Raw genomic sequence first — 23,748 nt, 5'->3', positions numbered from 1 at the left:
CTTTCGCGACGACCCGGACGGCTACCTCCGAGGCGTCGAAGAGACGCTCAGGCCATATTTGCCGACGTAGAAAAAAAGCGGGTCAACTAGAACAGTACCCTGTCGATCCCATAGTGCTCGATCGATGGGAGTGCAAGAACATATTCGACGCAGAATTCTCGCACGTCAGAAATTACACACCCGCACGATGCGAAAAAATCAGACATGAGCACGAGGCCTTCTGGAACACACGCACTTGGGCGGCGCCTAGCTATATACCGCCCGATCCGCCGATTTCGCTGAGCGAAAGAAGCGCATTCGCCGCCTTCAATGGACCACGCACCCAACTTTACTCATGCGTCCTTCCCGGCCAAATCGTGTATCAATGCATGGAGCAGATTGCATCCGGCCTCCTAAACCCGACAGAGCTACTTGGCATTCAACATCTAATTGTTGACGAGTTCCAGGATCTCAATCCATGCGATCTTGAATTCATCAACAGCATTGCCGACTCAGGCGTCACAACCTTCGTCGCCGGCGATGACGACCAGAGCATCTATTCATTCCGATTCGCCTCGCCGCTGGGAATACAGACATTCCACAAGAGACATCCAACGACCCAAACACACGTATTGGAGGGCTGCTTTCGCTGCACCCCCTCAATTTTATCTGCCGCAAGAGCCGTACTCAGCCGTAATCTTTCCCCACAGAGCATCCCAAAGAATCTCTACTCGCTCCATAGGGATTCGACGGAAAACTCCATGCTGCTCTGGAGCTTCGAAACACACAAACAAGAAGCACTAGCGATCGCAAAATCATGCCGATCGCTAATAGACAGCGGAGTTTCGCATCGCGAAATCGTCATCCTGCTCTCAAACAGGAGAATCCAAGAAAAGACGCTGTCGGACGCATTTGACGCCGAAGGATTACCATACTCCCTCCCCAGGGAGGATGGGTACGGAGAAAGCGACGGTGGAAGACTAGCGCTTTCCTGCCTACGAATCGCCTGCAACGGCAACGACTACGTGGCACATCGCACACTACTTGGAGTGCTCCCTCGAATTGGGATATCAACATGCAATGGGATTGCAGAAAAGGCCCTAGTCAACAACCTAAGCTATATAGCTCTATTCAAACAAAAACCTCCTCCAGACATCTTCACCAACCGAGAAGCACAAGCTCTATCTAGGGCTGTGTCAATTTGCGAGGCAGTTTCCGCCTGGGCCCCTGAAGACTCCATAGGGGACCGCAAGGACGAAATTTCAGAAATACTGCTCATGCATTTAAACCCAGAGGCCGTTGACGCATGGCTTGGTGCTATCGAACGCCTACCAAGCCAGTCAACCCTCAAAGAGGCGCTGACCTACATTCAATCAGACACCGACGAACAACAGACTTCCATCCTCGACAACATAGCGCTCCGCCTGGACAATTCGCCGCCGTCCCTAACGACTGCGCCAATGCGGGTCAGGATATTGACGGTGCATGGTGCAAAAGGCCTAGGCGCCCAAGTTGTTTTTATTCCGGGCATGGAAGATGACATTTGGCCCGGAGAGTACCGCAACCCCTATCCAGGACTTGTCCAGGAAGCCGCTCGACTTCTCTACGTGGCAATCACGAGATCTAGGGCAGCCTGCATAGTAAGCCATTCAAAAAAGCGCTTCGTCTTCGGCACCATGAAGAAACAAACACCATCTCGGTTCGGTTCTCAACTCAACGGCCGCTTTACGTCGCGAAGCACTGGACTCTCGACTGACGAAGCGAACCGGATTCGCAACTCCATCGAACAACTACAACCCAGGCCCGCTGCTGAGGCTCCCGAGCGTCAAATCACCGTGCCCCCGACCAACATACTCCAGAAAAGCCCTGCGCGGACCAATTCCATTCCCAATCAATCTCTCTTAATAGACGACCTAAGAAACAAACTCGCAACAGGCCAAGTTCTTTGCATCGTTGGGGCCGGGGCATCAATCGCAGCCACGAATCGAAACCAGAATGCTTCTTGGCTTGGCCTACTGCGCAGCGGCTTAGAATATTGCATGCAGGTCGTTCAGCCACCTCCCCCCATGCAGTGGAGGGACAACATCATAAACGACATCGAAACAGGTCGCATCACTGGAGACACACTGCCTCTGCTCAGTGCAGCAGAAAAGATAAGCCAGAAACTCGGGGCACCCAGTGGCGCAGAGTTTTCGAATTGGCTTGACCATGACGTGGGCGCACTAAAGGTTGTCAACCCCTCACTAATCAAGTCCATTCTTGCCCTGGGAACTCCTATTGCGACAACAAATTACGACGGACTTATTGAGGATGTTTCTGGCCTTCCACCTGTGAGTTCACGTGATCCCAGGGATATCGAGCGTGCATTCCGCGGTGAGCGGCCCGGCATTGTTCACCTTCACGGCTGGTGGAGGCATCCCGACACGGTAGTGCTCGGCCTCAGGTCATACGAAAGCATCCTTGCCAACGCACATGGCCAAGCAATGCTGCAGGCCCTGGCTTCAATGAAGACACTCGTTTTTATCGGATTCGGCTCGGGGCTGGACGACCCAAACTTCGGCTCCCTTTTGCAATGGCGCGCTTCGACATTCAGAAGCTCGTCATATCGTCATTATCAATTGGCTCGCTTTGGCGAGACCATCAATGCTGGCGCCGGGCTGAGCCTGCTCTACTACGGCACTGAGCACAGTGATCTGGAGCCGTTCTTGAAAAGCTTAATTCAAACCGCAACACCTTCTGCGGTATGACAGGAAAGACTCACGGCCCGAGCCGTTTTCGTACGAATGAACCTGTGCTTCACTTTGAATCCACGCGGTATCGAGAAGCCACTACCAGCCGCCGTACGGCACCGTAATGGCTTCCATGAAGTGACCGCTGGGGTCCTGAAAGTAGACCCCGCGGCCTCCGTCATGGGTGTTGATCTGGTTTTCCTGCCGGCCGAACGGGTCCGCCCAGTGCTGGATCTTCCGGTCGCGGATCTTCGCGATCAGCGAATCGAAGACCTCTTCCGACACCAGGAACGCGTAATGTTGGCCGGAGATGGCGTCCTGCGTGGTCCTGTAGTCGAGCGACGCTCCATCCGACAGCTTCACCACGGTGAAAGGCCCGAAGCGCGTGGGCTCGGGCAATCCCAGCAACTCCGCCAGGAATCGCGCGGACGCGACCTGATCCTTCGCGTGGACGATGGTGTGGTTGAATTTGACAGACATGGAGGCCCCCCCGGGGAAAGCGCCTCCTATAACGCGCGCCCCTGCCGGAGTGCCAGCGGCCACAGCTTCGCCAGTTCAGCGCGCAGCACCGTGGCGCTCGCGTAACGCTCCTCGGGCTGCTTCCGCATCAGCTTGAGGACGACCTGCTCGAACGCTTCCGGCAGCTCGGGACGCCGCTTCCTCGGAGGCATGGGCGTCTCCTGCACATGCATCAGCATCAGCGGAACGGGCTGGGCATGACGGAACGGCAGTTGCCCGGTGAGCAGCTCATACGCCACCACCCCCAGCGCATACAGGTCCGTGGCTGGCGACACCTCCATGCCCTTCACCTGCTCCGGCGCCATGTACTCCGGCGTCCCGAGCGTCGCTCCCTGCGCCGTGTTCCCCATCACGTGCTCGCTCTTGGCGAGCCCGAAATCCATCAGCTTCAGCACGCCCGTGCGCGTGATGAACAGGTTCCCCGGCTTCACGTCCCGGTGCAGCACCCCGCGCGCATGCGCGTGCTCCAGCGCCACCGTCGCGTGCGTCAGCCACCGCAAGGCATTGGCCAGCGTGGGGCGCCCCTCCTGCATCACCTGCCGCAGGTCCTTGCCCTCCAGCAGCTCCACCGTCAGGTAATGCCGCTCCCCATCCGAGCCCGCGTCGAACACTTGCAGGATGTTCACGTGCTCCAGTGCCCGGGCGTGCTCCACCTCCTGGCGGAAGCGCGTCACCATCGCCTCGTCGGCGTACGGCACCGCCAGCACCTTGAGCGCCACGCGCTGCTGCTTCTTCACATCCAGCGACTGGTACACCGCCGACGTGCCGCCCACGCCCAGCCACTTCTCCACCCGGTAGCGCCCCGCCACCACCTGCCCGGGGACGAGCCCCTGGTGCAGGGGCGCGGGAGGCCGGGGCGTCACCGCGCCCTGGAGCAACGTCCCGCCCGGAGACACGGGCGTCTGCACCCGCGGCAGCGTCGGCTCGGACCCGTCCTCGGTCACGGCGTTGCCCGGCCGCGCGTTCAGCGCCTCCGGGCCCAGATAGGTCAAACCTCCGCTGTCTCGGTCCTTGGAATGCACCCCTCCCTCCCCTCTCACGGCTCCAGCAGCGAGACGGGCGCGGGCGCGCCTGCGCCTTCGATGTCCAGGTGGGGGGTGGGCAGGTTGTACTCAGCGGCGGCGATGGTCGCCTCCACCATGATGGGGCCTGAAATCTCCGAGGGCTCGCCCTGGCAGAGCACCCCCACCACGTGCTCCAGCGTCCACTTGCCCATGCGGCTCACCTCCAGCCGCTGGCCGTTGAACTTCGCCGTGTCCGACAACTGCTCGCTCGCGGTGAGCTTCGCCTCCACCGAGTCGCCCAGGTAGCCGCGCGCCAGGGTCAGCACCCGGTCAAGCACCGCGTTCCAGGCCTGCAGGTGCGAGCGGTCCTGCGCCTCGTCGATGATGTCCAGGCCCACCTGCAGCCGCTCCATGCGCTCCAGGAACTGCTGCACCAGCTTGCCCCGGATGATGCGGCCGTGCTGCGGGGCGATCATCTCCACCGCGGGCGTGAGCTTCCGGATGGCCGCCACCGCGCGCACCAGCGCCGAGTTCACCGGCATGTAGATTTGATGGAACGCCCGGATGCCCGTCCAGTCGGACTCCTCCGCCCACAGCCCCTGCGCCTTGCTGTCCGTGAGACCGCCGAAGAGGTCTCCCGTGAAGAGCACCCGCGTCTGCGGGTCGTAGAGCATCACCGCGCCCCGGAAGTGGCAGAACGGCGACGGCACCGGCAGCAGCTTGTGCCCCGTGGGCACGCTCAACCCGCCCGTGAACTTCTCCGTCGGGATGAACCGGTTGCGCGGCAGGTTGAAGTGGACGATGAGCCGCCAGGTGTCCTCGGAGCACAGGATGCTCGCGCGCGGCGAGTAGCGCGCCGAGATGATGTTCGCGGACGAACCCACGTCCGGATCCTGGTGGTTGATGAAGAGCGCGGACAGGCGGTCCATCCCCCCAATCAGCGACACCACCTTCGTGTGGATGGTGGAGAAGTCACTGCTCGAGCCGGGGTCGATGAGGAGGTTGAACTCGGCGGGTTTCGCCGTCCGTGGGTCCGTGCCCCGAAAGCGGCGCAGGAACGGGTTCGCGAAGAAGATGCCGCCGGGCTCGCGCTTCCCGACCCAGAAGGTCTCGGGGGCGATCTCCACGGCGGTGCGGTTGAGGTCTATCTGTTGAGGGCTGGGGACGCTGGGCTGGCTCATGGCGTGTTTCCTTCACGCAAACGAGGGGGGGGTGGAACTGCGGCGCAACCCTACCAGCCCACCGCCACCCCGGGTCCCCTTCTTCAGCATTTCAGCAGCAGGGCATGAGCGCCGCCTCTCGCGCTGCTCCCCCGCGGCAATCAGGACCAATTCAGTACTCGCCCGACTCCCTACCCGGCCGGTCGGCAAAGAGTTGCACCCAGCGTCCGTCAAACCCGCCGCTCTGAGGCAGGTACCACCCACCCTGCAGCCAGAAGCCCTGCTCCCGCCCATCCGTGTCGTCCGTCACGCCCGAGTGCACGAAGTAGTCGTGTTGCCACCAGTATGAGTTCACGGACGGCGGGTATCCGCTGGCGCTCATGCGCGTCTGCCCCCGCGAGTCCACCACCGTGCCCGCCCAGGACCTGTCGTGGAACTCGCTGGACCCGCCGCCCCCCGTGTCCGACGCCTTGTCGTTCAGCTCGAAGGTGCCGAAGAACCACTTCTTCGACGGGTAGCCCTCGCGGTCGTCCTGCCCCTCCACGTCGCGCGTCCTGGAGAAGAAGCGCTGCATCCCCACGCCCACCTCCGCCTGCCCCGCCTCGTTCACCACCGGGCTCTCCAGGAGGAAGAACTGGGGCTCGTCCGGCAGCCAGTGCGTCGCATAGCCCCCGTGCTCCCAGTGCGTGGGGAGGATGTCCGCCAGGTCCTGCAGCTCGTACGTGACGCGCTTCACCGCGGGCCAATTGGCCGAGGACCCGTTGTCATAGCGGCTGGCCAGCGCGTCCGCCGTCGCGTACCGCAGCGGCTGCGCGTTGAACGCCGCCACCGCCGCCCCGTCGTCCTCCGGCACGAAGACGAAGTGCAGCTTCTTGCGCCCGTCGTCGTTGTTCACGTCCGCCTCCGCCTTCCCGCCGGACGCCATCCGGCCCGCGAAGAACGAGTACGGATCCGTCACGAAGCGCAGCTCCTGCCCGTGCGGCGCCAGCAGCTTGTCGGACCACTCCGCCTGCCAGACGAGCAGGTGGCTGCCCGTGCCCGTCTGCATGAACTGGAGGTCGCCGCTGCCCGCCCGGCGCACCACGTTGCGCTTGTGCTGCGTCACCACCGCGTACGCCACGGACTCGCCGCGGCCCGGGTCGCCCACCACGTTCTTCACCTGGAGCTCCACGCGCTCCCAGTCGTGCAACTGCCAGTCGCCCGCCGCGTTCTTATCCAGCGCGTGATACAGGTGATACACGAGCGTGAGGTTCTTCCCCCCGTCCATGTACTCAATCAGTGACGTGTAGAGCGTGGGCCGGACGCGCCACCTGTCGAACGCGCTGGGACCCACGCGCGACGCGTCCACGTACTGGTTGATCTGCTTCCAGTGCAGCTTGTTGTTGGAGAAGTCCCCGTCCTGGTCGAAGTCGAAGTTCGTCAACCAGTCGTAACCGTGCTTGTTGTCGTTCGCGTTCGCGCGCTTGAAGATGACCGGCGCGTAGTAGCGCAGGAACGCCTGCCGCTGCGCGTTCGTCAGCGACCACGCCTGCGCCTCGGCTTCAGCCGGAAGACACAAGCCCACCAGGGTGAACACCGCCACGGCGAGGGGAGCGACTCTCGTTCGGAGGGGGAGCATGGCGGCCGACGAAATCACGGCCCGCCCCTCCCCCTCCACAAAGAAAGCGCGAATTCAGGCTTCAGCCAGGATTACACACTAACGCGATGCACTGGGCATCACCGGCACCTTCGGGGCGCGGCCGTAGAGCAGTTGGTAGGTGTTGTAGGAGCGCAGCACGCGCTTGATGTAGCCGCGCGTCTCCGCGATGGGGATCTCCTCCACCCACGCATCCAGCGCCAGGTCCGGGTTGGCCGCGCGCCAGCGGTTCACCGCGCCGGAGCCCGCGTTGTAGCTGCCCACCGCGTAGGGCGTGTGGCCCTTGAACTTCTTGATGAGGCCGCCCAGGTAGTGCGCGCCGAAGCGGATGTTCAGCTCCGGCTGGAGCAGCGAGTCCACGGAGAAGTGCTTCACCTTGAGCTCGCGCGCCACGCCCTTCGCCGTGGAGGGCATCAACTGCGTGAGGCCCAGCGCGCCGGCCCAGGACAGGGCCTTGGGGTCCAACGCGCTCTCCTCGCGCATCAGCGCCTGGAGCAGGTCCGGCTCCACGCCCGCGGGCGCGGTGTGCTTCTCGATCAGGTCGCGGAACGCGTTGGGATAGGCCACCTCCCACACGGGCCGCGTCTGCGCGGTGATGCGCCCGCTCAGGTCCTTGCGCAGCGCGAGCCGCGCGATGGCGTGCGCCGAGCGCGCGTCGCCGGACTGCGACAGCACCATCACCAGCAGCCGCATGGACTCCGGGGGCTGGCCGGCGCGGTTCACCAGCATCAGCTCCGACGACACGGAGTCCGCGAAGCCCAGCCGCAGGAGCTCCACGCCCGCGCGGAAGTGCGGGTCGTCCCCCATGGGGCCCGCGAACATCGGCCAGGGGCTGGCCGCCTCCGGCACCTCGAAGATGGACGCCGACACGGCCTCCAGCCGCTTCGGGTCCAGCTCGCCCAGCTTCTCGCGCGCCATCAGGCCGTAGTACGTGGCCGGGTGCTCCACCGCGAGCTTCTCCATCAGCTCCGCGGCGCCCTGGATGTTGCCGCGCTCCTCCAGCGTGCGCGCCCGCCAGTAGCGCGCGCGCTCCACGTCGTAGGACTCGTCCGCGGTGGCGAACTGCGCCTCGATGCGGTCCAGGAAGGAGAAGCCCCCGTCCTCCACCTTCGACGTGCGCGCCACCCAGAAGGCCTTGAAGAGCGCCTCGCCCAGGAAGTCGCCCTTGGGGTACAGCCGCGCGACCTCGTCCAGCCGCGCCATGGCCTCCTTGGGGCGGTTCGTCTTCACGTACAGGTCGGCCGCGTAGAAGAGCGCGTCGTCCGCGAACGAGTGGTCCGGGAACTCCTTCGCCAGCCGCTCGTAGGTGTCCGTGCCGCGCTGCTGATCCACGATGGAGCGCGACGAGCCCAGCACGTACAGCGCGCGGGCCAGCAGGTCGCGGTCCTTGCACTGCTCCACCACCGGCGTGAGCACCTGGATGGCCGCGGTGTGCTGGCGCTCCTTGCGCTGCCCCTTGCCGAACGCGAAGTGCGCGCGGCACGCGAGCGCGTCCGGCAGCTTCAGCGTCTTGAGCATCGGCTCCAGGATGGCCATGCCCTGCTTGTTGCGGTGCGCTTCAATCAGCGCCTCCGCGCGGCCCACCCTGGCCTCCACGGGCGGCGTCTGCCCCTTGAGGCGCTTCTCCACCTGCTTGACGATGGGCGACAGCGGCTGGGCCGTCCACAGCTTCCACAGCGCGGCCTTCTCCGCCGCCTTGTCCTTCTTCTCCACCGCGAGGTCCGCCGTGGCGATGAGCGCCTCCGCGCCCACGTTGCGGCCCCAGCCCGTCATCATGCGCTGGGTGAGCGGCGTCAGCGCCTCCATGGCGCCGTCGTAGTCCTTCTTCTTGCGCAGCACGCGCGCCAGGCCCAGGCGCGCGTCCACGTACATGCGCGAGCCCTCCGGCACCTGCTTGAAGCTCGCCGCCGCGTCCTCCAGCCGCCCCTGGGACTCCAGCGCCACGCCCGCGTGCGTGAGGCAGCGGTCCTTCAGCGCCGGGTAGTCGTTGGCGAGCGCCGCCATCTCCGTCGCCGCCGCCTTGTCGTCCCCGGCCCGCACCGCGGACAGCGCGCGCAGGTAGCGCACCGGCGGGCTGTCCCCTTCGCCCTCCAGCAGCGCGCGCGCCTTGGTGTACTGGCCCTTGTCGAACGCGTCCTTCGCGTCCCTCTTCTTGCCGTCCGCGAAGTACGGCGTCAGGTCCTCCAGCCCGTAGCGGCGCCCGCGGTGCACCACCGGCGTGGGCGGCACGAGCCCCGGGAAGGCCGGGTTGAACACCTGCACGTAGCCCACCGGCAGCGGCGCCTTGTCCGCGTCCGGCGGCGGCGTCAACTGCGCCTCCGACGGCGCGCTGTCCGTGCGCGTCGTGGGGGCCTGATCCGTGTCGTCGCTGGAAGCGGGAGCCGGAGCCGTGGCGGCCGGGGCCGGGGTGGCCGGAGCCGTGGGGGCGGGAGCCTGCGCGGACAGCAGCGCCGCGGAGGCGAGGAGGGCGAGATGCTGGAGGGACACTTTCATTCGCGGGGGCCTCGGGGACCCTGGGAGATGCGCTCGGGCACGCCCGAGGACAACTGGGGATGGTTGGAAAATTTCCAGCCCCTGACAGAGGTTAGACTGTCCGCCTGCACATGGATATCCGCACCCAGAGCGCACTGCTCGCTTCCATCATCGGTCTGGCGCTGGGCGTGTCCATGTTGTTGCGCCCCGGACGGCCCCGGGTCCTCACGCTCTACTCCGTCTTCACCCTGACGGTCGCCGGGTACTACCTCAGCCTCTTCTTCCACAGCATCTTCCCCCCGCAGGACTACCCCTGGGTGTCCCGCATCGCCCTCGGGGCGACGGTGGCCGTCGTCTCCCTGGTGCCCGGGGCGGCGGTCGCCTTCTTCCTCGAGTTCCTGGGGGTCAGCAAGGGAGCGCACCAGGCCGGCCGGCGGCTCGCCCTCCTGTCCGGCGTGCTGGGTCTGACCGTCGCGGTGACACCGTTGGCGGACAAACCATGGGCCCGGCTGGCGCTGGGCGCCTGGGTGCTGGGCACGCTGTTCACTTCCGTGTCCTTGCTGGTGCACCGGGTGCGCACGACGGAGTCGCGCATCGAGCAGTTCCGGCTGGCGTACCTGGCCATTGGCGCGGGCGCGGCGGTGCTGTTCAACGGGCTGGACTTCCTGTCGCGCAACGACATCCCGTTCCCCACGCTGGGCCCCGTCTTCGCGACGCTCTACCTGTTCTTCCTGGCGCAGACGCTGTTGCGGCTGCGGCTGATGGACCTGCACGAGCTGCTGGGGAAGATCGCCTCGCAGACGGTGCTGGCCATCATCCTGGCGTCGGTGTTCACGGTGCTGACGGCGTGGGTGGACGAGAACACGTCGCTCTTCGTCTTCAACACGGTGGTGGCCGCGTTCGTCATCCTCATCCTGCTGGATCCGCTGCGCACCAAGGTGGAGGAGATGGTGGTGCGCATCTTCTTCCGCGAGCGCTTCGCGCTGCTGGGCACGCTGGGCGCCCTGCGCGTGCGCATGGCGTCCGTCATCGAGATTTCAGAGCTGGCGCGCGTGGTGCTGGACGCGCTGCACGAGACGGGGCGCGTGACGCACGCGTCGGTGTACCTGATGGCGGAGGACCGGCCGGGCTACCGGCTTTTGGACTCGCGCGGGCCCCTGCCGGTGGCGCTCCTGGACACGGCGGCGGCGCGCGGCGTGCTCTTCGCGGTGGCCAGCGGGCAGAAGGCGGTGCTGCTGGAGAACATCGAGCGGCGCATCTCCGTGATGCGGGTGCAGGCGGTGGAGGGCAAGCGCTTCCGCGACGAGCTGAAGCGGCTCAACGACACGCGCGCGGCGCTGCTCCAGATGAAGGCCGGCATCAGCGTGCCGCTGATGGGCAACGATCGCGTCATCGGCTTCCTGAACCTGTGGGACGAGCGGGTGCCGGAGGCGTACGCGTCGGATGAGATCGCGCTCATCCTGGAGGTCTCCGAGCGGATGGCGACGGTGCTGGAGAACTCCAAGCTGTACGAGAAGATCCGCGAGCGCGACCGCCTGGCGGCGCTGGGTGAGATGGCGGCGGGCCTGGCGCATGAGATCCGCAACCCGCTGGGCGCCATCAAGGGCGCGGCGCAGTGCCTGGACCCGAAGAAGCTGCCGGGCGAGGACGGCGAGTTCCTGGACGTCATCGTGGAGGAGGTCAACCGGCTCAACGGCGTGGTGACGGCGTTCCTGGACTACTCGCGTCCGCTGAAACAGAACTTCGGGCCCACCGACCTCAACGAGGTGGTGACGCGCACGATGCGGCTCATCCAGAACGACATGCCGCCCACGGCGGAGCTGGCGGTGGAGCTGGACCTGCGCCTGCCGCGCGCGGAAGGGGACGCGGAGCAGCTCAAGCAGGTGCTGATCAACCTGGTGCAGAACGCGGTGCAGGCGCTGGGGCCGCAGCCGGGCCGCATCACGGTGCGCACGGAGAAGCCGGAGCGCTTCGGAGACATCCGCAGCGCGGGCGCGGAGTTCGTGGAGGTGCGCGTCTCCGACACGGGCCCGGGCATCCCGGCGGACCAGCAGCCGCACATCTTCGTCCCCTTCTTCACGACGAAGCAGAAGGGCACGGGCCTGGGGCTCGCCATCTGCCAGCGCATCGTGAAGAACCACGGCGGCAGCATCAGCGTGCAGAGCAAGGTGGGGGAAGGCACCGCGTTCATCATCCGCCTGCCGGCGCTCCCGTCCGAGCCCGTGGAAGGCGCGCTGCCGGACGGCACGCCCGCGCCGCCCACGCGCCCCTCCCAGCCCGCCCTCCCCGTCCCGGAGGAGCTGCGCGAACCCGCGCCACCCCCCAAGACGCCCGAGCCCAAGCCGAAGAAGGAGAAGCGCCGCCGCGCGGGGTGAGCCGCGCGGCATCCCGTTTCCGGGAAAGACCCGGTAGGCTGCGGGTGCCATGCAGGCGTGCCCCTTCTGCCAGACGACGATGCGCAACACCTACGCCCGGGGGCTGGTGCGCGACGAGTGCGGCGCCTGCGGGGCCGCCTGGTTCGAGGAGGAGATGCTGGCGCGCGTCGTCGGCGCGCCCACGCTGGCGGCCGTCTTCGAGCAGGCGAAGGGCAAGCCCGGGCGGTGCAAGGGCTGTGAGGCCTCGCTCCAGTACGTCCCAGGCTGTCCGTCCTGCGGGCGTCAGGCGCCCACCTGCCCCACGTGCGGCGGCGCGCCGCTGCCCGTCGTGGACCTGCGGGACGTGACGGTGGACGTCTGCACGAAGTGCCGGGGCGTGGCGATGGACGGGGAGGAGCTGGCCCGGCTCCAGAAGGCCGCGGCGCCGGAGGCCCGCCCCGAGCCGCCGCCCATCGCCGCCGACTTCGAGCACGAGTACGACGACCGGCGGAGCCTGAGCCTGTTGCCCAAGGTGCGCGTCGGCGACGAGCCGGCCTGCGTGACGTGTGGCCGGCGGATGGACGTGCGCTACGGGTTCGTCTGGGAGGAGCGGCTGTACTGCGGAAGCTGCGCGCCGGAGGGCTCCGCGCCGTACACGGACGAGCTGACCAAGGCCCAGCCCAGCGAGACCTACGGCCGCCGCGCCCGGCACCTGAACAACAGCGCCGCCGAATCCGCCGTCGTGTGGCTCCTGTCGAAGATCTTCAAATAGCCGCTGTAGCAATTCTGGTTACAAACCAGCGCCGCTCACGACGCATTTGTCACATTGATAAATCCATCCAGACTGTTGCACCCTGCCCGGGCATCACACCCACACAGGGGGAAGCTGGATGAAATTGACGTGTCTCATCGTGGCCGCGCTCGTCTCCATTCCGTTGCACGCCAGCGCCGGGGAAGCTCTCGAAATCAAGCTCGCGTCCAAGGCGACGAAGTTCTCCGCGGACGCGCCCGTGGACCTCGTGGTCACGTTCACGAACGTGTCCGGCGAACCGGTCCGCATCCTCGGCTACCACACGCCGGTCATCGAGGGCATCGAGGCGGACATCCTCAGCGTGTCGCTGGAGGAGAAGCCCGTCGAGTACATCGGCCGGCTCTACAAGCGCGCGGCGCCCACGGACCGCGACTACCTGACGCTGAAGCCGGGTGAGAGCGTCACCGGCATCGCGTCGCTCTGGGACAACTACGACCTGGCCGTCTCCGGCACCTACTCCATCCAGTACAACACGGAGATCTTCAGCCCCCAGTCCGACAAGGCGCTCGCCGTCTCCAATGTCATCACCCTGGAGATCGAGGGCCGGGAGCCGCGCCCCAACCCGGACGACGCCGAAGACACGACCAAGATCGTCAATGGCGACAACGAGAAGTTCAAGGGCTGCAGCGACTCGGAGAAGAGCGCCATCATCGCTGCCCGGGAGCACGCCCTGAACTACGCGGACGACTCCTATGACTACCTGGTGGCGGGGAGCGTCACCTCCCGCTACACCACGTGGTTCGGCGCCCATGACAGCTCGCGCTACAGCACCGTCCGCGAGAACTTCCGGAAGATCCGCAACGCCGTCGATAACGAAGACATCAAGTTCTACTGCAACTGCAACAAGAGCGCGTATGCCTATGTGATTCCCTGGGAGAACTTCAAGATCCACCTGTGCAAGGCCTTCTGGCCCGCGCCGATGACCGGAAACGACTCCAAGGCGGGGACGCTGATCCACGAGATCAGCCACTTCTGGTCGGTCGCCAGCACCCGCGACATCGAGTACGGCCACAGCGCGGCGCAGAGCCTGGCCACGTCGAAGCCGCACAAGGCCATCAAGAACGCGGACTCCCACGAGTACTTCGCCGAGGCCACGCCGTACAGCCCCTACAACCCCTGCGCGCCGACCGTCACGTCCCACACGGGCGCGCCCATCACCGCGACCTGGGACGGGGCGAACTGCCACGTGATGAACGTGCCCGCCGGGCTGACGGCGTTCGTCCACAACAACGCCTACTACGTCAACGCGCTGCCCGGCACGGTGTGTCCGGCGCCGTCCAGTTGGGACACCGCGAACTGCTACATCCTCCCCTACCCGTCCTGGAGCACCAGCTACTTCGTCTGGTCCGGCAACCTCTACCTGACGCCCGGCCCCGGCAACGCGTGCCCCGCGCCTTCGTCGTTCGACGGGGCCAACTGCTACGTCATGCCGCTGCCGTGGGGTTCGACGCCCTTCAAGTGGTCGAACAACCTCTACATCACGCCTCCGCCCAACTGCCCCATCGGGGGGTATGACGGCGCGCACTGTCTGGTGGGCACGGCTCCCGCCAGCCGGCCCGCCTCCATCTGGGGCTCGTCCTTCTATTACGGCCACTGAGGGCGGGACGTGACAGCGTGTCATGACGGGTTGTCATTGCCGGCACCGCGCCCCCTGACACGAGGTCCCTGACCGGGCGTGAGCGCCCGCCGCGCTCACTCTGGGGCAGCCGCTGGCCCCCGGCTTGCTCATGGCCTCCCTGTTCCAAACAGGGAGGCCTTTTCGTGAACCGTGGAATGCAGCGGCCCGTCCAGGGCCTGTTCGTCTTGCTTGTCTTTGCGTGTGCCCTGACGGCCGCGCTGATCGTGAACCAGGTGAGCAGCGCCTTCGTGATGCCCGGCCTCCGGGACCCCTGGGCCGGAGCCTGCTGGGCACCCTGGTGGCGCAGGATCCCCATTGGTCCATGGCCTCCATCCATGAGCTCCCGGCTGGGAGTGCGCGCAGCCTGATGGTCAGCGACACCATCCAGGGCGCGCGGGTCTTCGCCATCGAGCGGGAGCGCATCCTGCTGCTGGTGGACGGGCGGCTCGAGTACGTCGACGGTTTCGGGAGCGCGGCGCCTGTCGCGGTGAACGTCCATCCGGGGGCCGCCCAACCGGGCCTGGGTCGCGGCATCCGGGAGACCGGCCCGGACACCTACACCGTGCCGCGCGAGGACGTCACCGAAGCGCTCACGCATCTGAACGAGCTGTCCATGCAGGCCCGGGTGGTCCCGGCCTTCAAGGACGGCCGCCCCGTGGGCTTCAAGCTGTTCTCCATCCGGGAGGACTCCTTCTACTCACGGCTGGGGCTGCGCAACGGAGACGTGCTCCAGCGCATCAACGGCCTGGACCTGGACAGCCCCGACAAGGCGCTGGAGGCCTTCACGAAGCTGCGGGACGCCCGGCGCATCGAGCTGCAGATTGAACGCGGCGGCGCCCCGGTCCGGAAGACCTTTGACGTCCAGTAGCCCCCGTCAGGCCTGCGCCGCCGCCAGCTTCTCCTGCGCGGCCTCCCAGCGGGCATAGAGGTCCTCCAGCTCCTCCTTGCCCGTGCGGTGCGCGTCCATCAGCGGCTTCGCCCGGGCGAAGTCGTTGTAGAGCACCGGGTCCGCGAGCTGCGCCTCGCGCTCCTTCTGCTCGGCCTCCACCTTCGCGATGCGCTCCTCCAGCTTCGCGATCTCCTTCTTGATGGGGCCCTCCACCACCGAGCGCCGCTGGCGGGCCTCCGCCTCCAGGCGCTTGCGCTCCTTCTCCGACACGGGCCCCGTGGACGCCGCGCCCTTCCCGTTCGACGCGCCCGTGTCCGCGCCCTCCGCCGCCAGGCGCAGTTGCTCCTGGTGGTAGAGGTACTCGTCCAGGTTGCCCGGGTGCGACGTGAGCTTGCCGTCCGCCACCTCCCAGACGTGCGTGCACAGGTTGTTGATGAAGCTGCGGTTGTGGCTCACGAACAGCAGCGTGCCGCCGTACAGCTTCAGCGCTTCAATCAGCATCTCCGACGAGTCCAGGTCCAGGTGGTTCGTCGGCTCGTCCATCAGGAGGAAGTTGGACGGCACCAGGAGCAGCTTCGCCAGCGCCACGCGGGCGCGCTCGCCGCCGCTCAGCACGCCGATGGGCTTGTCCACGTCGTCGCCGCTGAAGAGGAACGCGCCCAGCACGCCGCGCACGTAGCTCTCCGGCTTGTCCGCGGCCAGGGGGCGCACCTCTTCGATGATGGTGTTGCGGCGGTCCAGCTTGTCCGCGTGGTGCTGCGCGTAGTAGCCCACCACCACGTTGTGCCCCAGCGTCACCTTGCCGCTGTCCGGCGCCAGCTCCCCCGCCACCATCTTGAGCAGCGTCGTCTTGCCCGCGCCGTTCGCGCCCACCACGGCGATGCGCTGGCCCCGCTCCAGCCGCGCGTTCAGCCCGTCATAGACGGTGAGCGCGCCGTAGCGCTTGGTGATGCCCTCCATCAACACCACGTCCCGGCCCGAGCGCTCCACCTCCGGGAACCGGAACTTCATCGTCTGGCGCTCCTCCAGGACCTGGACCTTCTCCAGCTTGGCCAGCATCTTCGCGCGGCTCTGCGCCTGCTTCGCCTTGGTGGCCTTCGCGCCGAACCGGTCGATGAAGGACTGGAGTTCCGCGCGGCGCTGCTCCACCTTCTCCGCCCGCGCCTGCAGGAGCACCATCTCCTCGGCGCGCTGGCGCTTGTAGTCCTCGTAGTTGCCGGCGTACTCGCGCACGCCCTCCATCTCCAGCGACACCACCCGGTTGATCTGCCGGTTGAGGAAGTCGCGGTCGTGGGAGATGAGCACCATCGCCTTGTTGGAGCGGCGCAAAAACCCGTCGAACCACGCGAGCGTGGGCACGTCCAGGTGGTTCGTGGGCTCGTCCAACAGGAGCAGGTCCGGATCCTGGAGCAGCAGGCCCGCGAGCGCCGCGCGCATGCGCCAGCCGCCGGAGAGCGCCTGGGTGGGCTTGGACAGGTCCGCGTCCTTGAAGCCCAGGCCCTTGAGGATGCGCTCGGCGTGGTGGCGGCCGTAGCGGTTCTCGAAGTCGTCCAGCTCCGCGTGGAGGTCCGCCAGCGTCTGCGCCAGCTCCAACTGCTCCTCCTCGTCCGAGCTGGCCGCGAGCGCCGCTTCCGTGTCCTTCAGGCGCGACTCCAGCGAGTCCCGGCCGGGGACGGTGCTCATGACCGCCTCCACGACCGTGCCCTCCGGCAGGCCGGCGATCTCCTGGGGCAGGTAGCCCGCCCGGGCCCGGCGGCTGTACTGGACGGTGCCCCCGTCCGGCTGGCTCGCCCCGGCGATGATCTTCATGAGGGACGACTTGCCCGTCCCGTTGGCCCCCACCAGGCCCACCCGGTCCCTGGGACCGAGGGTGAAATTGTCCTCGTCGAAGAGGACCTTCTTTCCGTAGGCGAGGCTGATGTCCTGGGCGATGACGAGGCTCATGGCGGAGGGGGGAGATAACAGCCGGCAAGCCCTACGGGAACGGTTCTGATGCCTGCTTGACTGCCCAGGGGGCACATCTCCCCGGTTGGGCGGAAGGCAGGGCTTGCCTATACTCCCGGCACCCATGGCCGCCCCCTGCCCCCACTGCGGAAGTACCGAAGGTCAAGATCACCTGTGCGCGGCGCAGAGCCTCCAGCTCCTGGGCCAGGTGCTGGACGGCCGCTACAAGATTGAAAGCGTCCTGGGTCAGGGCGGCATGGGCATGGTGTTCCGGGCCACGCAGACGTCCGTGCAGCGCCCGGTGGCCGTGAAGACGCTCAACCCGTCGCTCGCCGCGGCGCCCCAGTTCTTCGAACGCTTCCGCCGCGAGGCGGAGATCGCCAGCCGGCTGCGCCACCCGAACGTCATCACCATCTTCGACTTCGGCCGGGCGGCGGACGGCACCTGCTACTACGTGATGGAGCTCCTCAAGGGGGAGAGCCTCAAGGAGCTGGTGAAGCGCGAAGGGCCCATGACGCTGCGCCGCGCGGTGAACCTGCTGGAGCAGGCCACGCTGGGGCTGGCGCACGCGCACGAGGAGGGTTGCGTCCACCGCGACCTGAAGCCGCACAACATCATGGTCCAGGCGCTCGACGGGAAGGACTTCGTCAAGGTGCTGGACTTCGGTCTGGTGAAGGCGCTGGAGCAGGACGAAGAGGAGCAGCTCACCTCCACGGGCCAGGTGCTGGGCACCCCGCAGTACATGCCGCCCGAGCAGGCCGGCGGCGAGTCCGTGGACCAGCGCTCCGACCTCTACTCGATGGCGGGCGTGCTCTACTTCTGCCTCACGGGCAGCTCGCCCTACGGCGCGAACACGGTGCGCAAGGCGCTGACGGCGTCGCTGACGCAGCCCGTGCCCCCGGTGAACAGCAAGCGCCAGGGCGCGCCGGTGCCGCCGGAGCTGGACGCCTTCTTCGCCAAGGCGCTCGCGCCGGAGAAGGAGGACCGGTACCAGAACGCGCAGGAGTTCATCGACGCGCTGCTGGACGCGGTGGAGGGCCTGTCGCCGGAGGAGCTGGACGCGCACCCCACGGGCGGCACGCCCGGCGCCGAGCGGGGCACGGGCAGCCGCAGCCGTGCGGGCTCTGGGAGCCGCGCGGGTTCGGGAAGCCGGCTGGGTTCCGGCAGCCGCGCGGGCCGTGCACCGGCCACGGGCAAGACGGGGTCCCGCGTGGGCCTGGCTCCGCCCCGGGGGACCACGCCGGCGGGAGCGCAGGCCCCCGCACCACGTGGGACGTCCAACGCGAACAGCCCGGCGCCCGTGGCCGCGAGCCGGCCGCGTCCCCCTGCCCCTCGCGCCGTGGAGCCGGAGCCGGAGCTTCCGCCGCCGCCCAGGGGCATGTCCGGGGGCGTGAAGGCGGCCATCATCGGCGTGCCGCTGTTGCTGATTGGCGCGGGCGTGGCGGTGGTGATGACGCGCGGCGGTGGCGAGACGGCCCCGACGTCGCCCCCCGTGGCGATGGCGCCTCCGAAGGCGCCCGTGGAGGCGCCGCCCACGCGGGTGCAGGAGCCGCCAGCGACGCCTCCTCCGGCGGCCATGCCGGAAGACGTGACGGTGGAGTTCACCTCCTCGCCGTCCGGCGCGGCCATCTTCGACGGTGACGCGCAGATCGGCACCACGCCTACCAAGCTGCTCATGCCGCGCTCCAAGGTCACCGAGCTGCGCTTCAAGCTCGCCGGGCATCATGACCAGGAGAAGACCCTGGATTACAGCCGGCTCGCGGATACGGCGGAGCAGCGCGTGAGCGTGAAGCTGGAGCCGCTGCGCGCCGCGCCGCCGCCCCGGCCCACGAAGCCCACGAAGTCCGGTGGCAACGACCCGGGCATCGGCGTGTTCGAGTAGGCCGCGGGTCTCTTGTGCGCACCGCGCCCCTCGGGGTCGCGAAGCCATTTCGCGCCGTGCCGACTTAGCAGGCTCTTGAAGAAGCCCGGTTTGAAGGCATGAGACCGGGCTTCTCGTGCCCTCCGTTCTCAACCTTGTCATCCGGGGGAGGCGGAGGGCGAAGGGCGCCTATGCGGCAGTCAGCCGCGCCATCCGCACCAGGTTATACGCGGCGCCCACCAGGTAGGCCGCCAGCTCCGTCCGCTCCCTGCCTTTGAAGCGCGTCTTGCGGAAGCCGCCCACCGTCTTCATCCAGCCCCAGACTTCTTCGATTCGCTTCCGTATCCGCTGGCTGAGGGCGTATCCGGCGGGCCTCGTCGTTCGCCGGTCGATGGCCGAGCGGCGTCGAGTGTCCGTCGTCTGGGCAATGTGAGGCGTCACTCCCATGCGCCTGCAGTCAGCGACGAAGTCCGCCGTGTCGTAGCCCTTGTCCGCGCCCACGCAAGCGCGCGCGTTCCGGGACTTCAGCCCCTCGAGCATCATCACGGCCGCGTCGCGCTCGGCGAAGCCATCCGCCGGCATCACCGCGAGGTCTACGAGCAGCCCGTTGCGATTCTCCATGACGCCATTGAGGCTGTAGGCCAGCCGCGCCTCCTTGCCGTCGCCCTTGCGAGCAAGCCGTGCCTCCGGGTCCGTCGTCGAGGCGTGCGTCGCATTGCCCCTCTTCTGCCCGTGGAAGTTCACCGTCGGGTTGCCCTTGTCGTCGGGCGGCTCCTTCTTCTCGTCCTTCTCGTCCTTCGGGCGGAACGACTTCAGGGACGCCCAGGCCTCAATCAGGCTGCCATCCACGCTGAAGTGCTCGCTGCTGGTGAGCCCCGCGCTTTGCGCCTGGCTCATGACCGCCAGGAAGAATCTCCGGGCGACGTCATGCGCCAAGAGCCGGTCCCGGTTCTGCGAGAAGGTGCTGTGGTCGAATGAGGCGTCCTCCATTCCCATGTCGAGGAACCACCGGAAGAGCAGGTTGTAGTCGAGCTGCTTGCAGAAGAGCCGCTCGCTTCTCACTGAGTAGAACGCCATGAGCAGGCAGGACTTCAGTAACTGCTCCGGCGGGATGCTCGGGCGGCCGATGCCGCTGTACATCGCGTCAAACGTCGGCGAGAGCGCCGCCAGCGCGGCGTCCGCCATGTCCTTCACCCTGCGCAGCGGATGGCCCGCGGGGACCCGGTCTCCCGGCGTCCTCAAGCTGAGGAGCGTCGTCTGCTGCTTGGGCCGTCCGCGCATCACTCCCTCCGTGACGCGGAGGACACCACGCCACGGTGCGGGGTGTCGATCCCTCGGAGGGGTTTCTCAACAGCCTGCTAGCGCGCCCGTGGAGCGCTTGTCTCCCATCCGGCCATCCGCCGAATGCGTTGAATGTCTTTTAGGTTTTCCTTCCGCACAGGGTGGGATTTGCGCAGAAAGAGCAGGTGCCGCTCTGCTTCATCCAGCTTCCGCCGCGCCCTCTCGGACTGCCCAGGAAATTGCTTGACGGTGAGTGCAAACAAGCACGCTATGTGCGCTCGCCTTCCTGGATTGTCGTAGCCCAGATTTTCAGTGCGACGCAGCGCACGGCTGAATTCAGCCCAGGTGCACTCGCGCCCGTAGGCACCCAGCAGAATGTCTTCGGCCGTCCTTCGCTTGATGACAAGCTGCTCTTTCGCCGTCCTGGCCTTGCGCAGCCATGCTCGCTGGTGTTCCAGAAATATGCGCTCGAACTCCGCGAAGGTCGCCTTTGACAAAGAGAGGTGAAGCCTACCGCTCTCCAGTGCGCCAATGGGCTCGCGTTCAGTCTTCTGCGGCTGGCGGTTTCTCATCCTCCTGGACACCTTTTCCCGTTGGCAGAACTGGGCCAAAAGCCTCTGCGCGTGCAGTATTCGTAACAAGCTTTACATTGCGTCTCATTGTGGACGCGGCCGGGCTTTGTTCCGCCCCCTTTGTCTACGCATTTATCGTAGTGTGGCTCGCATATTTCTGATCGCCAGCGTTCCCTCTCTGCTGGTGTTGGTAACTCTTCTGCGCTTGCAGGGTCCGTAGACCCCGGCGGCGGGAGGAGAATAGGCGGCCGAGGAGATCTCGCAGGCGCTTCAACTCCGCAGCTTTCAGGGCTATACGGATGTCTCTTGAGGCAACAGGAAATAGTCGAGTCGCTTTGGTTGCACTCAGGTTGCGCCAAGGCAAACGCCGTTCGGTCTGCTCTGCCTGTTCTATTCGAGTTGGCAGAAGTACAGCCGAAGGAAAGCAATAGTGCTGCGCCTGCCAGGAGCGAGGCGAAGTGCGCTCTGTCTGGTCTAACTGCGATTGGAACCCGCATAACTGCCTCACCATCAGGACATGGCGCACTTTCCGTATTTGCAGATTATACTTGTATTTTTCGAATGGAGGCGACTCTAGTTGCGTACTCGATGATACACGGGCGGGCTAGCGGACCGAGTCGTAGTAATTTCAGGTGCTTGGCTGAGTTCGAACGTTGTTCGGACAGGGCCAGAGATACCGAGCCCCCGGAGCGTCACCGGCCTATCTCGCGGACTGCGGGCAGGGCCCGGCCGCGCACCACCTCAGGCGGTGAAGCCACCCCGCCGAGCACCATCTTGGGACCCTGGAGCCTGCCCGGTGTGCGTCCGCAAGGGGGGAATGACAAACATTGTCTGATATCAGGGGCCGCGTGCGAACCTCATGAGCGCGGCGAATGGGCGTATCCAGGCAAGAATGCGCTCCCCATCGAATGGCTTCCCCAGGTGCTCGAAAATCGTATCGGGCAGACGTGTGGCGCTATAGCGAGGGCTCTGGTTCGGCTCAGGTATTGGACGGGACCGTTGTCAGGTACGTTGCCGTTCGTGTCCCACCCAAACCATGAGGAGCGGGGGGCTCGGCGCTTCAATCCTCCGGCAGGAGAATCGATCGTGGTCATTTGCCCCCTCTGCCTTCAATCGACTGTCGGCGAGCCAGGTGGAGAGGTCACCTGTTCTCAGTGCGCGACGCGCTTCGTCCCGGGTCAGCCCGTCGCGCGGAAGGCGATTCAGCCGCTGCGGAAGACGCCATCAGGGCCACGTGTCCCCTTCGCGGTCATCCTGTGCGCGTTGGCGCCCTTCGTCGCTCCGGGGGTCGCGATGTTGACCTGGTTGTTCCCCCCCATTGAGCCGGCGGTGATCCTTCTGCCGCTCCTCATCCTCCTTGGCGGATGGGTGGCGGGAGGGATTGCGATCGTGGCGGCCACGAAGCTCAGCTCGCGGTGGAGCTCCGTGGCCAGTGTCGGGATCTGGGTCTCGCTCATCGAACTCCCGCTCTGCTGGGTTCTCTTCCTCTACCTCGCAAGAGCGGCGGTCATGCCGGGTCGCTGAGCGCGCCTGTCCAGGCGATGTACCGCGCAGACCGCTGTCGTTCAGCAGTCCCAGTTGGGTTCGGAGAAGGCGGACGTCTTGCCCCAACTGGACCACGAGCCGCAGTAGCAGCCCCGGATCCCGATCAGGGTCGTGTGGGCAGCGTCACTGTAGTAATTGATCGCGTCGTGTGAACCGCTGCAGTCGGGAATCGGGGACTTCTGCGTGCCCAACTGGGGCTCCTCGTCCTGCTCCACGGCCCCACCACAGCCCACCATCAGCGCCGTCGCCAACAGCCCACAGACAATGCTCGCTCGCATGCGTCCTCCGTCGGGGTGACGCTCAAATCCTAACACATCCTGTCTTGGCTTGGAATGATGGCACCGTGGCCTGAATCTCTCTCAAAGCAGCACGGGTGTAGTTTTCTCCGCGGACTACATGCGGGCCCGCCAGGCGTTGAAGGCGGCGGAGTGCGCCAGCGTGCGCGCGAAGGGCAGGCCGTGCGCGTGCAGCCATTGACGTGTCGCGTCCCGGAGCCCGGCCTGATCCAGCAGCTCTCCCACGGTGTGCCGTGACAGGTCATCCAGGACAGCGTGGAGCTCGGCCTTCAACCCCTCGCGGACCTCGGGACGCGCGAGGTTGTGCGCGGTCACCTGGGGCACCAGGCCGTCGAGGTGCTCGTGGGGCACCTGGCCCAGCGCCTGCGCGGCCTCGGCCTCCGTCTTCTCCAGCGTGGACAGGAAGAGCTTCTGGCGCCGTGCCCCCAGGGCCCGGGCGGTCTCCTCGCTGGCGAGCCGCTCGGCGATCCGCCGCTGCACCAGGGCCATGGAGCCGTCGATGACCTCTCGCACGCGGTCCTGCAAGCCGCCGCCCAGGCCTCCCAGGAGTCCCTTCCCCGCCGAGGCCGCCGCTCGCGCGCCCCAGCTCAGCGCATCCCGCAGCCCGCCGCCGCCCACCCCCGGAGCCCCCGCGATGACCTTGCTCACCAGGGACGACAGGGTCTCCTGGAGCGTGGTGCGCACGGTCTCCCGCACCTGCTCGGACGCCACCAGCTCGTCGATGGCCTTGCGAGGCAGGCGCACCGGCTGGCCCAGGAGCTCCGTCAGCGACGCGGTGGCCTCCTCGGGGAGCCACGCGCCCAGCTTGATGCGGCTCTTCGCCGCTCGCGCGAGCAGCCGCGTGCGCACGGGGACCACCAGCCGCGCGTGCCAGCCCGTCACCCGCTCGGGCGTCAGGGCGAGGTCGACCGCCGCGAGCACCCGGTCGGGGTCCACCCAATCCGAGACGCGGGACGCACAGAGCGCGTCGAAGGCCAGGTCCAGCAGTTCCAGGAGCGAGGAGTCGTTGGGTTCGGACATCGGAAGCGTTCCTACTACGGACCGGAGCCGGATGGTCGGGGACGACGGCCTCCCCGCA

General features: G+C 66.6%; 17 protein-coding genes. 6 read left to right on the top strand and 11 right to left on the bottom strand.

Annotation, left to right across the window (positions count from 1 at the left end; translation table 11 throughout):
- Positions 1 to 368: 368 nt before the first annotated feature.
- Entirely contained in the window at positions 369 to 2,726 is a 2,358-nt protein-coding gene (locus tag K8556_RS30165) for a 3'-5' exonuclease (protein ID WP_223743566.1), read from the top strand.
- An 81-nt stretch (positions 2,727 to 2,807) separates the two neighbouring features.
- On the opposite strand, the gene K8556_RS30160 is transcribed toward K8556_RS30165, so the two are convergent.
- The 5 genes from K8556_RS30160 to K8556_RS30140 form a co-directional block, all read right to left on the bottom strand.
- Positions 2,808 to 3,188 carry a VOC family protein gene (locus K8556_RS30160; protein ID WP_223743565.1) on the bottom strand — a complete coding sequence of 127 codons (381 nt, stop codon included), beginning with the start codon at positions 3,186 to 3,188 and terminating at the stop codon, positions 2,808 to 2,810.
- A 26-nt stretch (positions 3,189 to 3,214) separates the two neighbouring features.
- Positions 3,215 to 4,249: a serine/threonine-protein kinase gene (locus tag K8556_RS30155; protein WP_223743564.1), complete on the bottom strand. Its 1,035-nt coding sequence runs from the start codon at positions 4,247 to 4,249 to the stop codon at positions 3,215 to 3,217.
- 14 nt (positions 4,250 to 4,263) lie between these two features.
- Positions 4,264 to 5,412 carry a hypothetical protein gene (locus K8556_RS30150; protein ID WP_223743563.1) on the bottom strand — a complete coding sequence of 383 codons (1,149 nt, stop codon included), beginning with the start codon at positions 5,410 to 5,412 and terminating at the stop codon, positions 4,264 to 4,266.
- 151 nt (positions 5,413 to 5,563) lie between these two features.
- The gene (locus K8556_RS30145) at positions 5,564 to 7,009 is read right to left on the bottom strand and encodes a hypothetical protein (RefSeq protein WP_223743562.1); all 1,446 of its coding nucleotides are present in this window, start codon (positions 7,007 to 7,009) and stop codon (positions 5,564 to 5,566) included.
- A 78-nt stretch (positions 7,010 to 7,087) separates the two neighbouring features.
- Positions 7,088 to 9,520 carry a transglycosylase SLT domain-containing protein gene (locus tag K8556_RS30140; RefSeq protein ID WP_223743561.1) on the bottom strand — a complete coding sequence of 811 codons (2,433 nt, stop codon included), beginning with the start codon at positions 9,518 to 9,520 and terminating at the stop codon, positions 7,088 to 7,090.
- Between the two features lie 110 nt (positions 9,521 to 9,630).
- Between K8556_RS30140 and K8556_RS30135 the strand changes: the two genes are divergently transcribed.
- The 4 genes from K8556_RS30135 (at position 9,631) to gspC (ending at position 15,150) form a co-directional block, all read left to right on the top strand.
- On the top strand, positions 9,631 to 11,874 hold the full coding sequence (locus K8556_RS30135; protein WP_223743560.1) for an ATP-binding protein: 2,244 nt from the start codon (positions 9,631 to 9,633) through the stop codon (positions 11,872 to 11,874).
- A 49-nt stretch (positions 11,875 to 11,923) separates the two neighbouring features.
- Complete coding sequence (locus K8556_RS30130) at positions 11,924 to 12,625, top strand: zf-TFIIB domain-containing protein (protein ID WP_223743559.1); 702 nt, start codon at positions 11,924 to 11,926, stop codon at positions 12,623 to 12,625.
- A 118-nt stretch (positions 12,626 to 12,743) separates the two neighbouring features.
- The gene (locus K8556_RS30125) at positions 12,744 to 14,261 is read left to right on the top strand and encodes a M35 family metallo-endopeptidase (RefSeq protein WP_223743558.1); all 1,518 of its coding nucleotides are present in this window, start codon (positions 12,744 to 12,746) and stop codon (positions 14,259 to 14,261) included.
- Between the two features lie 130 nt (positions 14,262 to 14,391).
- A complete protein-coding gene (gspC, locus tag K8556_RS30120; RefSeq protein WP_304504019.1) occupies positions 14,392 to 15,150 on the top strand; it encodes a type II secretion system protein GspC in 759 nt (252 codons plus the stop codon).
- Positions 15,151 to 15,156: 6 nt separating this feature from the next.
- On the opposite strand, the gene K8556_RS30115 is transcribed toward gspC, so the two are convergent.
- Complete coding sequence (locus tag K8556_RS30115; protein ID WP_223743556.1) at positions 15,157 to 17,115, bottom strand: ABC-F family ATP-binding cassette domain-containing protein; 1,959 nt, start codon at positions 17,113 to 17,115, stop codon at positions 15,157 to 15,159.
- A gap of 124 nt (positions 17,116 to 17,239) precedes the next feature.
- On the opposite strand from K8556_RS30115, the gene K8556_RS30110 reads away from it, so the two are divergent.
- A complete protein-coding gene (locus K8556_RS30110) occupies positions 17,240 to 18,997 on the top strand; it encodes a serine/threonine-protein kinase (protein ID WP_223743555.1) in 1,758 nt (585 codons plus the stop codon).
- A 168-nt stretch (positions 18,998 to 19,165) separates the two neighbouring features.
- Here the strand turns inward: K8556_RS30110 and K8556_RS30105 are convergent, their stop codons facing one another.
- From K8556_RS30105 to K8556_RS30085, 5 genes are all read right to left on the bottom strand, one after another.
- The gene (locus K8556_RS30105) at positions 19,166 to 20,257 is read right to left on the bottom strand and encodes an IS5 family transposase (protein WP_223743554.1); all 1,092 of its coding nucleotides are present in this window, start codon (positions 20,255 to 20,257) and stop codon (positions 19,166 to 19,168) included.
- A 77-nt stretch (positions 20,258 to 20,334) separates the two neighbouring features.
- A complete protein-coding gene (locus K8556_RS30100; protein WP_223743553.1) occupies positions 20,335 to 20,829 on the bottom strand; it encodes a hypothetical protein in 495 nt (164 codons plus the stop codon).
- A 1,202-nt stretch (positions 20,830 to 22,031) separates the two neighbouring features.
- A complete protein-coding gene (locus K8556_RS30095) occupies positions 22,032 to 22,286 on the bottom strand; it encodes a hypothetical protein (RefSeq protein ID WP_223743552.1) in 255 nt (84 codons plus the stop codon).
- A gap of 108 nt (positions 22,287 to 22,394) precedes the next feature.
- The gene (locus K8556_RS30090; protein WP_223743551.1) at positions 22,395 to 22,652 is read right to left on the bottom strand and encodes a hypothetical protein; all 258 of its coding nucleotides are present in this window, start codon (positions 22,650 to 22,652) and stop codon (positions 22,395 to 22,397) included.
- 114 nt (positions 22,653 to 22,766) lie between these two features.
- Entirely contained in the window at positions 22,767 to 23,690 is a 924-nt protein-coding gene (locus tag K8556_RS30085; protein ID WP_223743550.1) for a hypothetical protein, read from the bottom strand.
- Between the last annotated feature and the right edge of the window lie 58 nt (positions 23,691 to 23,748).

The sequence above is a fragment of the Corallococcus sp. AS-1-12 genome (assembly GCF_020036995.1).
Taxonomy (GTDB): Bacteria; Myxococcota; Myxococcia; order Myxococcales; family Myxococcaceae; genus Corallococcus.
This window is presented reverse-complemented; position numbering and strand designations above follow the sequence as displayed.

Bases quoted from the DNA above. Each gene is read 5' to 3' on its own strand.
- K8556_RS30130 (WP_223743559.1), top strand. From the start codon at position 11,924: ATGCAGGCGTGCCCCTTCTGCCAGACGACGATGCGCAACACCTACGCC.
- K8556_RS30150 (WP_223743563.1), bottom strand. From the start codon at position 5,412: ATGAGCCAGCCCAGCGTCCCCAGCCCTCAACAGATAGACCTCAACCGC.
- K8556_RS30165 (WP_223743566.1), top strand. From the start codon at position 369: ATGGAGCAGATTGCATCCGGCCTCCTAAACCCGACAGAGCTACTTGGC.
- K8556_RS30140 (WP_223743561.1), bottom strand. From the start codon at position 9,520: ATGAAAGTGTCCCTCCAGCATCTCGCCCTCCTCGCCTCCGCGGCGCTG.
- K8556_RS30135 (WP_223743560.1), top strand. From the start codon at position 9,631: ATGGATATCCGCACCCAGAGCGCACTGCTCGCTTCCATCATCGGTCTG.
- K8556_RS30145 (WP_223743562.1), bottom strand. From the start codon at position 7,009: ATGCTCCCCCTCCGAACGAGAGTCGCTCCCCTCGCCGTGGCGGTGTTC.
- K8556_RS30115 (WP_223743556.1), bottom strand. From the start codon at position 17,115: ATGAGCCTCGTCATCGCCCAGGACATCAGCCTCGCCTACGGAAAGAAG.
- gspC (WP_304504019.1), top strand. From the start codon at position 14,392: ATGGCCTCCCTGTTCCAAACAGGGAGGCCTTTTCGTGAACCGTGGAAT.
- K8556_RS30110 (WP_223743555.1), top strand. From the start codon at position 17,240: ATGGCCGCCCCCTGCCCCCACTGCGGAAGTACCGAAGGTCAAGATCAC.
- K8556_RS30100 (WP_223743553.1), bottom strand. From the start codon at position 20,829: ATGAGAAACCGCCAGCCGCAGAAGACTGAACGCGAGCCCATTGGCGCA.
- K8556_RS30125 (WP_223743558.1), top strand. From the start codon at position 12,744: ATGAAATTGACGTGTCTCATCGTGGCCGCGCTCGTCTCCATTCCGTTG.
- K8556_RS30085 (WP_223743550.1), bottom strand. From the start codon at position 23,690: ATGTCCGAACCCAACGACTCCTCGCTCCTGGAACTGCTGGACCTGGCC.
- K8556_RS30090 (WP_223743551.1), bottom strand. From the start codon at position 22,652: ATGCGAGCGAGCATTGTCTGTGGGCTGTTGGCGACGGCGCTGATGGTG.
- K8556_RS30105 (WP_223743554.1), bottom strand. From the start codon at position 20,257: ATGCGCGGACGGCCCAAGCAGCAGACGACGCTCCTCAGCTTGAGGACG.
- K8556_RS30160 (WP_223743565.1), bottom strand. From the start codon at position 3,188: ATGTCTGTCAAATTCAACCACACCATCGTCCACGCGAAGGATCAGGTC.
- K8556_RS30095 (WP_223743552.1), bottom strand. From the start codon at position 22,286: ATGAGCGAGACCCAGATCCCGACACTGGCCACGGAGCTCCACCGCGAG.